Genomic DNA, 12,742 nt, shown 5'->3' on the forward strand with positions numbered 1-12,742 from the left:
ACTCATAATTCATAATTCCGAATTCATAATTAAAAAAATGACCTGGCCCCAAGCCCTCAAACAATTCGACGGCTACCTGCGCCTCGAAAAGTCGCTCTCGCCCAACTCGGTGGAGGCCTACGTGCGCGACATCACCAAGCTCCAGCAGTTTCTCATCATGCAGCAGCTGCACCTTGGCCCCACCCAGGTAAGCACCGAAGTACTGCGCGAATTCCTCAGCACCCTGCAAGGCCTGGGCCTGAGCGCCACCTCCCAGGCCCGCACGCTCTCGGGCCTTAAGGCGTTTTTCAGCTTCCTCATCATGGAGGACCTGCTGAAAATTGACCCTACCGACACCCTCGAAGCCCCCAAAACCGGCCGCCACCTGCCCGACACCCTCAGCTACCCCGAGGTGGAGCAGCTCCTGGCCGCCATCGACCTGAGCACCGACGAAGGCCTGCGCACCCGCGCCCTGCTCGAAGTGCTGTACTCATCCGGCCTGCGCGTGAGCGAGCTCTGCGACCTGCGCCTGAGCAATATCTACGCCGACGAGGGATTTATGAAAGTGGTGGGCAAGGGCAACAAGGAGCGGTTGGTGCCCGTGGGGGGCGAAGCCCTCAAGCAGCTCAATTTCTATCTCAGTGGCGTGCGCGGGCATCTCGACATCAAGCCTGGTAGTGAGGATTTTGCCTTTCTGAGCCAGCGTGGCCGGCCGCTCTCGCGCATCACCGTGTTCACCACCCTCAAAAAGCTGGCCGAGCAGGCGGGCCTGCGCAAAACTATCAGCCCGCACACCCTTCGCCATTCCTTCGCCACGCACCTGATTGAGGGCGGGGCCGACCTGCGCGCCGTGCAGGAGATGCTGGGCCACGCCAGCATTACCACCACCGAGATTTACACCCACCTGGACCGGGACTTCCTGCGGCAGGTGATTACCGAGTTTCATCCGCGCAGCTGATGGGGTGGGGTAGGAGGGTGTGAGGGTAGGAGGGACGTTGTCATCCTGAGCACAGCGAAGGAACTTCTCACATTCTTACATTGAAACGTCTTGTTCGGACGCGATAAGGTGCTTCACTTCGTTCAGCATGACAATCGCCTGCCTTCCCACCCCCATACCCTCCTGCCCACCTGCCCTAATTCCTCTCCCACATCCCGCCCACATTGTGTAAATTTGACCTTTCTGCACCCGTCGAATGGCCGATAATCGTTATAAAACCCCTCCCGCCGGCCCCTCGGCTAACCGCCCGAACGAGCCCAAAGCCAACCGGCGCAACGAGCCGCGCCCCAACGCGCCGGCTCCCGAGGCCGCCCCTGCCGCTCGTCCGCAGCCCCGCCCCGCTGCTGCCAACGTGCCCAAAGCCGCCCGGGCGGCCCAGGCCCCGGCGGCCAAACCCGCCCGGCCGCCCCGCGCCCCGCGCGGCCCCCTGCCCGGCGTGGGCAACCTGTTGAGCCTGCTGCGCGACCGCCGCTTTCACCTCTTCGTGGGCTTCGGGCTGCTGCTGGGCAGCCTCTACCTCACCATTGCCTTCACGTCCTTCCTGTTCACCGGTCACGCCGACCAGAGCGTGGTGGGCGCCATGAGCACCATCCCGGTAAAGGAAGCCGGGGCTGAGTCGCACAACTGGCTGGGCCTGCTCGGGGCCTGGGCCGCCGAGCTGCTGATTTACAAGCTGTTTGGCGTGGCGGCATTTGCCCTCATTCCCATCGTGTTTTTTCTGGGATACAAGATTGTGTTCCGCACCGTGCCGGTTTCGGTGAGCTACGTGCTGGCGCTGGGCCTGTTCAGCATGGCCTGGCTGAGCATTTTGCTGGGCTACGTAGTGGTATCGCTGGCTGCGCCGGGGGCCGACCCCGTGCTGGCCCATCGCCTCGATTTCCTGTGCGGCGGCGTGGGCTTCGAAGCCGCTTCCTGGCTCGATAGCCTCATTGGCTGGGGCACGGTGCTGCTGCTGGCCTTTGCCCTTATTTCGTTCGTGGTGTTCTTCTTCAACGTCACCAGCCTCAACCTGGGCCGTTTCCGCAGCCTCAGCACCGAGGACGATGCCGACGAGGACGCCGAGCTGGAAGCCGAAATTGCCGCTGAGCAGGCTGCTACCGCTCAGCCGGTAGCCGCGGTAGCGCCCGCCGCCCCGGCCATGACCCTAAAAACCCGCCCGGCCGCGCCGGAGGCTACGGTTACGTCCTCCGCCACGGTCGCCGCTGGCGGTGCCCAGGCTGCCGCCCTAGCGCTAGAGCTTGATAATGAAGATAATACGATAACAGATTCGGCACCCGTAAAAGAATACGAGCCGGCCCCTCGGCCCGGCGCGGGCCTGCCGCTGGCCGTAGCCGGCGCGATGGTTGCCCCGGCCGTCGTGGCCGCTACTAGCGCGGTTACTTCGGCTGCCTCAGCCGCCGCCGCACTGCCATTGGCTGTTTCCGGTCCGTCGTTTTCTATCGAAATGCCCACGGCGGAGGAGGAATTGTCCGTGGCACCGAGCGTGCCTGCCTCCACCATTCCCACGCCGCTCTCGCTGGCTGATTTGGCCGATGGCGACGCCCCGCTGCCAGCCATGCGAATCAGCAACGAGAAACCAGCGACTAGAAACCTGGAGCTCGTGACGCCCGGCCGCGACGACCTCGACCCCAACGCCGGGGCCGACATCGCCGCCGTGGCCGATGAGGACGAGGACCCCGACGCCATGCCCGCTGGCAACTACGACCCCACGTTGGAGCTCTCGCGCTTCCAGTTCCCCACGCTGGAGCTGCTCAACGACTACGGCATCGCCAAAGCCCAGGTAACCAAGGAGGAACTCGAAGCCAATAAGGACCGCATCGTGGAAACGCTGGGCCACTATGGCATCAGCATCGCCAGCATCAAGGCTACCATCGGGCCCACGGTCACGCTCTATGAGATTGTGCCCGAGGCCGGCGTGCGCATCTCCAAAATCAAGGCCCTGGAAGACGACATTGCTCTGAGCCTGGCCGCGTTGGGTATTCGTATTATCGCGCCAATCCCCGGCAAGGGCACCATTGGCATCGAGGTGCCAAACACCAAGAAGGAGATGGTGAGCATTCGCTCGGTGCTGGGTTCGGAAAAGTTCGCTAAGACCGAAATGGACCTGCCCATTGCCTTTGGCCGCACCATTACCAACGAGGTTTTTGTGGCCGATTTGGCCAAGATGCCCCACTTGCTGATGGCCGGCGCCACGGGCCAGGGCAAGTCGGTGGGGTTGAACGTGATTCTGGCCTCGCTGCTCTACAAGCGCCACCCCGCCACGCTCAAATTCGTGCTCGTCGACCCCAAGAAGGTGGAATTGAGCATCTTCAACAAGATTGAGCGCCACTACCTGGCCAAGCTGCCCGATACCGACGAGGCCATCATCACCGACACCAAAAAGGTGGTGAACACGCTCAATTCGCTGTGCATGGAGATGGACCGGCGCTACGACCTGCTCAAGGAAGCCGGCTGCCGCAACCTGAAGGAGTACAACGCCAAGTTCATCGAGCGCCGCCTGAACCCCAAGAAAGGCCACCGCTTCCTGCCCTTCATCGTGCTGGTGATTGACGAGCTGGCCGACCTGATGATGACGGCCGGCAAGGAAGTGGAAACGCCCATTGCGCGCCTCGCCCAGCTGGCCCGCGCCATCGGCATCCACCTCATCGTGGCCACCCAGCGCCCCTCGGTGAACGTGATTACCGGCATCATCAAGGCCAACTTCCCCTGCCGGATTTCCTTTAAGGTGACCAGTAAGATTGACTCACGCACCATTCTCGACACCGGCGGGGCCGACCAGCTCATCGGCCAGGGCGACATGCTCTTCTCGGCCGGGTCGGACCTGATTCGCGTGCAGTGCGCCTTCATCGATACGCCGGAAGTGGACCGCGTCTGCGACTTCATCGGCGAGCAGCAGGGCTACTCCGATGCCTACCTGCTGCCCGAAGTGGCGGGTGCCGACGGCGATGCCGGCAGCGGCAACGAAGAAATGGACCCCTCCGAGCGCGACTCCATGTTTGAGGACGCGGCCCGCTGCATCGTGCTGCACCAGCAGGGCAGCACCAGCCTGCTCCAGCGCAAACTAAAGCTGGGCTACAACCGCGCCGGCCGCCTGATTGACCAGCTCCAGCACGCCGGCATCGTGGGTCCATTCGAGGGTAGCAAGGCCCGCGACGTGCTCATTCCCGATGAGTACCAGCTGGAGCAACTGCTGAACTCCATGAAGTAGCATACGCTTTAGCTTGTGCACGAGCGTAGCGAGTATCGGTGGCCGCGCCGTTCAACGATTTTACTCGTTCTGCTCGTGCACAAGCTGAAGCTTACGCTACTTTTTTCTCTTCATCGGCACTTCATTGGGATTTTGGCCGGACGTTTGTTAAACGAAACACGTATCAGGCTTTCCAAGCCCCGCACAAGCGCTTCTTGACCTCCCTATTTATAATGAAAAAATCAATCCCCTTCCTGCTTCTCGCGGTTTCGCTGGCCCTGCCCGCCGCTGCCCAGCAGGACCCCAAAGCCGGTAAAATCCTCGACCAGATGAGCGCCAAGTACCAGGCGCTGAAAGCCTTCCAGGCTACCTTTACTCAGACGCTGGAAAACCCCAGCGCCAAAGTGAAGCAGAACATCAACGGCGATATCGTGGTGAGCGGCCAGAAATTCCGCCTCAAAATCAGCGGCCAGGAAGTCATCAACGATGGTAAAACGACCTGGACGTATCTGAAGAACGAAAACGAGGTGAACATCTCCGATTCGGACCCGGATTCGCAGGATATGTCGCCTTCCCAGATTTATACGATGTATAAAAAGGGTTACAAGTATACTTACGTGCAGCAAGTGACCGAAGGCGGTGAGCCGCTCGACGTGATTGAGCTGGCCCCTGAAAACCGCCAGAATGACGTGTTTAAAGTACGTTTGAAGGTGCGCAAGAAGGATGCTTCGGTGAAAAGCTGGCAGATGTTTAAGAAAAACGGCAACCAGTACACTTTCCTCATCAGAAACTTCAAGCCCAACCCGCCCACCGATGCTGGTACGTTTGCCTTCGACAAGGCCAAGTACAAAGGCGTGAAGGTGGTAGACCTGCGCTAGTTTTTAGGAATAGCATAATTTATGAAACGGCCCGCTTCGAAAGAGGCGGGCCGTTTTACATTTGCCCCATGCGCGAAGATTTCCTCCACTACGTCTGGCAGCACCAGTATTTTGATAAGGCCGACCTGCGCACGGCCGCAGGCGAGGAAATACAGGTGCTGAAACCCGGCCACCGCAATGCCGACGCCGGCCCTGATTTCCTAAACGCTCGCCTACGCCTCGGCGAAGTGGAGTGGAACGGGGCCGTGGAAATCCACCTTCGCGCCTCCGACTGGGCCCGCCACCAGCACCAGACCGACCCCAAATACGACCAGGTGATTCTGCACGTAGTGGGCCAGCACGATGCCGACGTGGCCCGTACCAACGGCAGCCTGATTCCCGCGCTGGCCCTGCAAAGCCGCCTCGCCCCCGAGCTACTGGCCCGCTACCAGGCCCTGGTGGATGCGCCGGCCGCCGCGCCCTTGCCCTGCGCCCCGCTGCTGAATCTGGTGCCTGAAATCACCCGTACGATGATGGCCGAGCGCGCCCTGCTTGAACGCGTGGAGCGCAAGGCCGACGACGTGATGGCGCTGCACCAGCACCTCGGGCAGGACTGGGAAGCCACCGCCTACCACGCGCTGATGGCCGCCTTCGGCTTCCAGAAAAACAGCGAGCCGCTGGCCCGCCTCGCCAAAGCCCTGCCGCTAAGCGTGCTGCGCCGCCACCGCCACGACCAGCGCCAACTCGAAGCCCTGTTATTCGGACAGGCTGGATTTCTGGTTGAAAATGAAGAGACTACTACCGATGAATACATTCGGGACCTGAGGCAGGAATATGAGTTTCTGCGGCACAAGTACAGTCTGGTAGCAACTGCGCTGGCCGTGCACGAATGGAACTACCTGCGCCTGCGACCGGCCAACTTTCCGCCCGTGCGGCTGGGCCAGCTGGCGGGCTTACTCCACGCCCGGCCAGCTTTATTCGATGCCTTGCTCACGGCCCATAGCGTGGCCGCGCTGGCGGAGTTTTTTCAGGCCCCCGCGCCGGCATATTGGCGGGCGCACTTCCGGCCCGGTCGGCCGGGCAAGGTGCCGGGCCTGGGCAAAAGCAGCATCGACTTGCTCATTACCAATGTAGTAGTTCCGCTGCGCGTGGCCTATGCCCGGTACGTAGGCCAGCCCTCGCTGGTCGAAAGCAGCGTGGCCCTGCTGTCGGAGCTGCCGGCCGAGCACAACCAGTACACCGATGTGTACGAGGCCCTGGGCTTCGCGCACCGCACGGCTTCCGACTCGCAGGGGCTGCTGGCGCTGCACAAGAATTATTGCGCGCCGCGCCGCTGCCTGCACTGCTCCATTGGTAGCCGGCTGGTGCAACAACCCCGCGTAGCACGGTGAAAGTAGCGCTGGCCATTTTGCTCAATGCGGCCCTGCTGGCCGGGCTATTGCCGTGGCTGCTGCGGCAGTGGCGCGAGGCCCCGGCGGGCTGGTGGCGGGCCGCCCTGGTGGTGGGGCTGGGCGTGCGCATGGCCGTGGGCCTGGCGCGGAACTGGCATTTGCAGCTCGATGCTGAGTTCATGAGCGACCTGAGCCAGCCCATCACGGCGCAGCTATGGGAGCATCCGGGCCAGGCGTGGCAAACGCTCACGCAAGCCGTTACGCTTATTGAGTTTAAATACTACACAGCTGTTTATCAAGGTCTTTCCAATACCTGGTTTTTTATTAAAATACTGGCGTTTTTGAACTTGGCGTCGGGCGGAATTGGCTGGCTGAATGGTTTGTACCTGAGCTTATTCGCTTTCGTGGGCAGTTGGCAGCTGGTACGGGTGTTGGCCCGCGTATTTCCGGCTACGCCGGTTGGGGCGGGCGCGGTGGCTTTTTTGCTGTGGCCGTCGGTGTGGTTCTGGGCCACGGGGCTGAGCAAGGAAGCATTGCTGGTAAGCAGCGGGGCATGGCTGACGGCCCTGGTGCTGGAGCGGTTGTACGGAGATTCCGAAGTCCGGCGGCCTGCTACATGGTGGGGCCGGGCCGGCTGGTGGCTGGCGGTTGGAGTATTGGCGTTTGTCCACTTCAAAATGCGCTACTTTTTTGCCGCGCCGCTGCTGGCCGTGCTGGTGGGCATTGCGCTGGTGCGAGGGCTGCAGCTGCACGGGGTGGCGCGGCCCCGCTGGGCGCAGGCGGTGGCGCTGCTGGCGGTGCTGGGCTCTGGCCTGTGGCTGTCTCAGCAGATGAGCGTGGCTTTCAGCGTGAATAAATTCACCAACCAGGTGGTGCGCGTGTACACCTCCTTCCTGCCCAACTTGGTGGGGCGGCCCCATTTCGAGTACCCCGACTTGCGCCCCACGCTGGAAAGCGTGCTCAGCTATGCCCCGCAGGCGGTAGCCAATACCCTGACGCGCCCTTACCTGGGCGAAACCCGTGACCTGCGGTTGGCCGCCGCCGGTGCCGAAAATCTACTCCTGCTGGTGCTGTTAGTAGTAGCTGCCGTGGGCGCGGTGCGGGGCCGGGCTGGCCGTCTGCCGTTTGTGTTGGGCCTGGGGCTGCTGATTTTCTGCCTCGTGCTGGCTGCTCTGATGGGACTGACTACACCCAACCTGGGCTCGCTGCACCGCTACCGCAGCGACCTGATGCCGTACCTAATACTGCTGCTGCTGCAAAACGACTACGCGGCGGCGGCCCTGCGCCGGCTTGGGTTTCGGGATATATAACCGTTGGTTCAGTCCTTGGCATCCTGCCGAAATTACCCCTGCGGCGCGTGCCGTACCTTTGCACGGCCGGGCCTGGCAGCGGCGCAATTTGCGGCCGGCGGGCCGGGCCACTCTCATCCGAATTCCCTCCATGGAAAATCCCGTTATCATTCTTGGTGCCCAAACCGTGGGCACCGCCGCCCTCGACGCCTTTCTCTCCAACGACGTGGTCGTGTACTGCATGCTCGACGACGATAAGAAGCTGCAAGGCACGGAGCTGCTCGACGTGCCCGTAATGGGCAACACCGACGACGGCGAGCTGCTGAAGCTGCTGGGCAAAAAGTGCGAAGTTTTTGTGGCCACTGAAGACACCGCCAGCCGCCGCAGCCTCACCCAAATGCTGCGCACCGAGTACGAAGCCGTGCCCGTAAACGCCATTCACGAGCGGGCCAGTGTGTCTAACCACGCCACGCTGGGCCACGGCAACTACATCGGCCCCAACGCCGTGGTAGCTGCCACTGCCACCCTCGGCGATGGCTGCCTGGTGGGAGCTAATGCCGTGGTGGAGGCCCGCGCCACCGTGGGCGACTACGTCCAGCTGGGCAGCGGTGCCCTGCTCGGGGCCGATACGAAAGTGGGCGAGCAAGCCTTCATCGGGGCCGGTGCGGTAGTGGTAGCCGGCGTAAAAATCGGCGACAAAGCCCGTGTTGGCGCTGGCTCCGTAGTCGTGGCTGATGTAGCCAATGGCCAAACGGTATTCGGCAACCCGGCGGTTAAAGTGTAATTAAAAATTAAGAATTATGAATTAAAAATTGGCAGGCGGTACGGAAAGCAATGAAGCCGCTGCTATTTAAATAATTCTTAATTCTTAATTCATAATTTTTAATTAAAAAATGTACCAGGTTCTTCTTTATTACTGCTACACCCCGCTCGACAACCCTGAGCAGTTTCGCGACGAGCACCACCGCTTGTGCCTGGCGCTGGATTTGCGCGGGCGCATCATTGTGGCGGCCGAGGGGCTGAACGGTACGGTATCGGGCACGCGCGAAAGCTGCGCGGCCTATATGGCCACCGTGAAAGCCGACCCGCGTTTTGCCGCCCTGGAGTTTAAGATTGACGAGGTGGAAGCTCACACCTTCCAGAAGCTGCATGTGCGGGTGAAGTCCGAAATCGTGCACAGCAGCCTGCATCACGTACGGCCCCACGAAAAAACCGGCCAGCATCTCTCGCCCGAAGAATTCAAAGCCCTCAAGGACCGCGACGACGTGATAGTAGTCGACGTACGCTCGGACTACGAGTACAACCTCGGCCGCTTCAAAAACGCCGTGACGCTGGACATGGAAAACTTCCGCGATTTCCCCGACCGCGTCGAGCGCCTCAAGGAATTCAAGGACAAGAAGATTCTGACGTACTGCACCGGCGGCGTGAAGTGCGAAAAAGCCAGCGCCTACCTTCTGGAGCAGGGTTTCGAGAACGTGTATCAGCTGCACGGCGGCATCATCAAATACGGTATCGAGGCTGGGGGCGAGGATTTCGACGGCCAGTGCTACGTGTTCGACAACCGCGTGGCCGTGGATGTGAACCGCGTGAATCCTACCGTGATTTCGCGCTGCCACCACTGCCAGCAGCCCAGCGCCCGCCTCATCAACTGCGCCAATCCGCACTGCAACGCCCACCTGCCGCTCTGCGAAGCCTGTGGCAACACCCTGCAAGGCGCCTGCTCCGACGCCTGTGCCCAGCACCCCGACAAGCGCGTATACGACGGCACCGGCACCTACCCCAAGCTCAGCAACCACTACAACCCCGCCCAGGGCCTGGCATCCTATGCTAAGTGAGGAATTAAAAATTAAAAATGAAAAATTAAAAATGCCCGGCTACAGCCCTTTGCCCCGACAGTTTTGATTGTTAATTTTTAATTCTTCATTTTTAATTTTTAATTACTTCCTATGATTCCCTCCTCCGAACTCATCCTCAACCCCGACGGGAGCATTTACCACCTCAACCTGCTGCCCGACCACATTTCCGATACCATCCTCACCGTGGGCGACCCGGCGCGGGTGGCGCAGGTGAGCCGGCATTTCGATTCGATAGAGTTTGAAACCACGCACCGCGAATTCGTGACCCACGTGGGCTACTACCGTGGCAAGCGCCTCACCGTGCTCAGCACCGGCATGGGCACCGATAACATCGACATCGTGATGAACGAGCTCGATGCGCTGGTCAATATCGACTTCATGGCCCGCGAAGTGCGCCCCGTGGAGGAGCGCCTGAGCCTGCGCATTATCCGGCTGGGCACCAGTGGTAGCCTGCAGGCCGATGTGCCAATCGGCACGATGCTGGCTACCGAGCACGCCGTGGGCCTCGACAGCCTCATGCAGTTCTACCCGCTGATGGAAACCGGCCTCGAAACCGAAGTAGCCACCGAGCTGCAACGGTCGCTGGGCCTGTCGTTTGCACCCTACGTGGTGCGCGGCTCTGACTTGCTCCGCGAGCAGCTGGGGGCCGGAATGACGATGGGCAACACGCTCACCTGCCCGGGTTTCTACGGGCCCCAAGGCCGCAGCCTGCGCCTGCCCCTGCGCCAGCCGGACTATATCTCCCGCCTGCAGAACTTCCGCCACCAGAGCGGCGAAGGCGAATTCCGCCTCAGCAATTTCGAGATGGAAACGGCCGGCTATTATTCCCTGGGCCGCTTGCTGGGCCACGAAGTATTGTCGTTGAACGCCATCGTGGCCAACCGCGCCACCGGCGAATTCGCCGAAAACGCCGGTGCCGTGGTCGATGCCATGATTGAGCGCACGCTCCAGCATCTGGTAGCGCAGTAAACACAAGAGCGTTACGACCTGAGCAAACAAGCACGGTCATGCTGAGCGCAGCCGAAGCATCTCTACCGAAGCATCTCTACCGAAGCATTAAACCTCTTCCGATTGGATTACTCTCGTGGTAGAGATGCTTCGGCTGCGCTCAGCATGACCGTTCTTCTTGACTTTGAGCTACTGTTTTCGGTTAGTAAAAATCAAACCCAAGTACGGCGCGCAGCGGCAGCGAAGCGCCCGATTTCAGCGTGAGATGCTCCGCATCGGCGGCCCAGATGGTGGTGGCCACGCGCTTGGTAGCCCCGTCAGTGGTCTGGAAATAAATGTCGAGCTTGCCGTGGTAGGCGTTGCCCAGCGTCACGGCGCGGTCGGCATCGGCGCGGCGGCGCTGGCGGTCGGCTTCGTTGAGCAGCACATCGGCGGGGCCGAAGTTCATCTCGGCTATTTCTTCCTTCTCAACAATTTCAACAGTATCAGCGGAATAGGTGAAAGACATGGCGGTAACTGAAAAGCGAATGGGTGGAGGAGAGGAAAGCAAAATGCCCCCCTTGCTCTATTTAAACGATAAATTACCCGCCAATGTCTGATGATTAGATGAAATTTCTAAGCTAGCTGCGCCAGAAATTCCATGGTGTCCACGCGGTCGGCGTACTCCTCTACGCCCGGGGCCTGGGCCTTGCCAAACGGCACGCTGCCCGCAAACCGCCCGCTGGCCGAGGTCACGCACTGCGTCTGTGCCGCCACGTCGGTGAGCTGGTCCACAAGGTCGATTTCGCTGGCATATTCGGTATAATGCACCACCGAAATGGGCGACACCAGCGCCGCGCTGCGCGTGAGCAACAGGAAGCCCGTGTCGTAGTGCGGCACGGCATTCACCAGTAGAATGCTCTTGTTGTAGTCGTAGTTGTTGTTGTATTTGTGATGATGCAGAATGGTTTCGTAACCTTGCAGGGCATCGAGCAGGGGCACAAAGTCATAGCCTTCGGGCACGAACAGCTTGCTCACGTTGCGGCAGCCCAGGCCGTAGTACTGGAAAATATCGGGCCCCATCAGCGCCAGCTCCGCACTGGTTTCCTGGCCCGTGAGCACGGCCACGCTGGTCCGGTTGCGGCGAATGAGGTGCGGCCGCTGGCCAAAATAAAATTCAAAGTAGCGGGCCGTGTTATCCGAGCCGGTAGCGATGAAGGCATCGGCCGCGTTCAGGCGCGGCAGTACTTTGATAAAGTCCGTGAAGCGCGGCTCGATGCTCACCAGCTCTTCCATCAGCCAGGTCATCAGGGTCGTGTCGTCGGCGCTGAGCTTGGCCAGCAACACATGGCCGCTGAGCAGCACGCACAGCAGGTCGTGGAAGCCCACCATGGGAATGTTACCGGCCATCACTACGCCCACCTGGCGCACGGTGGTAGGCTCGGTGGGGTAGCGGGCGGCCCAGAGGCGCAGCGGCGCTTCGGCCAGCAGGTGCGCAATGCCGGCTACGGCAGCCGTCACGTTGGGCTGGTCGAACCAGGCGTTCTGGTTGCGGGCGCGGGCCGCCAGCGCGGTCAAATCGTCAGAATTGAGGGAAGTGAGGCGCTGGCCGAGGGCCACAAAAGCCGCGATGCGTTCGGAATGATTCATGAGAAAAGGGGAGGGCGCAGGCCACAAATGGATGCGCGCGGAAGATTACCCGGCAAAATTGGCTGAAACTGTGTAAACCCCGTCGTTGTTGGTTAATTTTGCAGGCCCAAAGAACGGCGCGGGGCGGGCGTTTTACGTAAAGCTCCCTCGTTCTGCTTTGGTTTCCTCACTTCACCTCCCGAACCCCGACGCCCCATGGCCATCATGATAACCGACGAGTGCATCAACTGTGGTGCCTGCGAGCCGGAATGCCCCAACAACGCTATTTACGAAGGCGGCGCGCAGTGGCGCTGGGCCGATGGCACCTCGCTGAAGGAAGTGGCCGCCCCCGATGGCACCGTGGTAGCCGGCACTGCCCCGCAAACCCCGGTTTCGGACGAGTATTACTACATCGTATCAGATAAATGCACCGAGTGCGTGGGCTTCCACGAAGAGCCGCAGTGCGCCGCCGTGTGCCCCGTCGATTGCTGCGTGGACGACCCCGACTACCGCGAAACCCGCGAGCGCCTGCTCGAAAAGAAAGAGTGGCTGCACATCGCCGCCTAGCCCGAAAGCCAGTAATATTTGTTCAATAAGAAAGGCCGGCTCCTACTCAGGAACCGGCCTTTC

The 12,742-nt window shown here is 60.9% G+C and carries 11 protein-coding genes; 9 read left to right on the forward strand and 2 right to left on the reverse strand.

The annotated features are described in order from the left end of the window. Window positions 1–37: 37 nt before the first annotated feature. The 8 genes from xerD (at window position 38) to HBN54_RS16355 (ending at window position 10,525) form a co-directional block, all read left to right on the forward strand. The gene (gene xerD, locus HBN54_RS16320; protein WP_168674282.1) at window positions 38–937 is read left to right on the forward strand and encodes a site-specific tyrosine recombinase XerD; all 900 of its coding nucleotides are present in this window, start codon (window positions 38–40) and stop codon (window positions 935–937) included. 235 nt (window positions 938–1,172) lie between these two features. Next, entirely contained in the window at window positions 1,173–4,184 is a 3,012-nt protein-coding gene (locus tag HBN54_RS16325) for an FtsK/SpoIIIE family DNA translocase (protein WP_168674283.1), read from the forward strand. Window positions 4,185–4,396: 212 nt separating this feature from the next. Further along, a complete protein-coding gene (locus HBN54_RS16330) occupies window positions 4,397–5,041 on the forward strand; it encodes a LolA family protein (protein WP_168674284.1) in 645 nt (214 codons plus the stop codon). A gap of 68 nt (window positions 5,042–5,109) precedes the next feature. Continuing rightward, window positions 5,110–6,411, forward strand: coding sequence for a DUF2851 family protein (locus tag HBN54_RS16335; protein ID WP_168674285.1), 1,302 nt, complete (start codon window positions 5,110–5,112; stop codon window positions 6,409–6,411). Continuing rightward, entirely contained in the window at window positions 6,408–7,721 is a 1,314-nt protein-coding gene (locus tag HBN54_RS16340; protein WP_168674286.1) for a hypothetical protein, read from the forward strand. Before HBN54_RS16335 ends, HBN54_RS16340 begins: the two co-directional genes overlap by 4 nt. 130 nt (window positions 7,722–7,851) lie before the next feature. Then, window positions 7,852–8,484 carry a NeuD/PglB/VioB family sugar acetyltransferase gene (locus tag HBN54_RS16345; RefSeq protein ID WP_168674287.1) on the forward strand — a complete coding sequence of 211 codons (633 nt, stop codon included), beginning with the start codon at window positions 7,852–7,854 and terminating at the stop codon, window positions 8,482–8,484. A 109-nt stretch (window positions 8,485–8,593) separates the two neighbouring features. After that, complete coding sequence (gene trhO, locus HBN54_RS16350) at window positions 8,594–9,535, forward strand: oxygen-dependent tRNA uridine(34) hydroxylase TrhO (protein ID WP_168674288.1); 942 nt, start codon at window positions 8,594–8,596, stop codon at window positions 9,533–9,535. Window positions 9,536–9,646: 111 nt separating this feature from the next. Next, window positions 9,647–10,525, forward strand: coding sequence for a nucleoside phosphorylase (locus HBN54_RS16355; protein WP_168674289.1), 879 nt, complete (start codon window positions 9,647–9,649; stop codon window positions 10,523–10,525). 181 nt (window positions 10,526–10,706) lie between these two features. Here HBN54_RS16355 and HBN54_RS16360 read toward each other — a convergent pair whose 3' ends face one another. Then, window positions 10,707–11,012, reverse strand: a complete 306-nt coding sequence (locus tag HBN54_RS16360; protein WP_168674290.1) for a hypothetical protein — start codon at window positions 11,010–11,012, stop codon at window positions 10,707–10,709. A gap of 107 nt (window positions 11,013–11,119) precedes the next feature. Next, window positions 11,120–12,133, reverse strand: coding sequence for an acyl-CoA reductase (locus HBN54_RS16365; protein ID WP_168674291.1), 1,014 nt, complete (start codon window positions 12,131–12,133; stop codon window positions 11,120–11,122). A 195-nt stretch (window positions 12,134–12,328) separates the two neighbouring features. Here HBN54_RS16365 and HBN54_RS16370 point away from each other — a divergent pair, with 195 nt between their 5' ends. Next, complete coding sequence (locus tag HBN54_RS16370; RefSeq protein ID WP_168674292.1) at window positions 12,329–12,679, forward strand: 4Fe-4S dicluster domain-containing protein; 351 nt, start codon at window positions 12,329–12,331, stop codon at window positions 12,677–12,679. Window positions 12,680–12,742 lie beyond the last annotated feature (63 nt).

The organism is Hymenobacter artigasi (genome assembly GCF_012275535.1).
Lineage (GTDB): Bacteria > Bacteroidota > Bacteroidia > Cytophagales > Hymenobacteraceae > Hymenobacter > Hymenobacter artigasi.

Bases quoted from the DNA above. Each gene is read 5' to 3' on its own strand.
- HBN54_RS16360 (WP_168674290.1), bottom strand. From the start codon at position 11,012: ATGTCTTTCACCTATTCCGCTGATACTGTTGAAATTGTTGAGAAGGAA.
- HBN54_RS16325 (WP_168674283.1), top strand. From the start codon at position 1,173: ATGGCCGATAATCGTTATAAAACCCCTCCCGCCGGCCCCTCGGCTAAC.
- HBN54_RS16365 (WP_168674291.1), bottom strand. From the start codon at position 12,133: ATGAATCATTCCGAACGCATCGCGGCTTTTGTGGCCCTCGGCCAGCGC.
- HBN54_RS16345 (WP_168674287.1), top strand. From the start codon at position 7,852: ATGGAAAATCCCGTTATCATTCTTGGTGCCCAAACCGTGGGCACCGCC.
- trhO (WP_168674288.1), top strand. From the start codon at position 8,594: ATGTACCAGGTTCTTCTTTATTACTGCTACACCCCGCTCGACAACCCT.
- HBN54_RS16355 (WP_168674289.1), top strand. From the start codon at position 9,647: ATGATTCCCTCCTCCGAACTCATCCTCAACCCCGACGGGAGCATTTAC.
- xerD (WP_168674282.1), top strand. From the start codon at position 38: ATGACCTGGCCCCAAGCCCTCAAACAATTCGACGGCTACCTGCGCCTC.
- HBN54_RS16370 (WP_168674292.1), top strand. From the start codon at position 12,329: ATGGCCATCATGATAACCGACGAGTGCATCAACTGTGGTGCCTGCGAG.
- HBN54_RS16330 (WP_168674284.1), top strand. From the start codon at position 4,397: ATGAAAAAATCAATCCCCTTCCTGCTTCTCGCGGTTTCGCTGGCCCTG.
- HBN54_RS16335 (WP_168674285.1), top strand. From the start codon at position 5,110: ATGCGCGAAGATTTCCTCCACTACGTCTGGCAGCACCAGTATTTTGAT.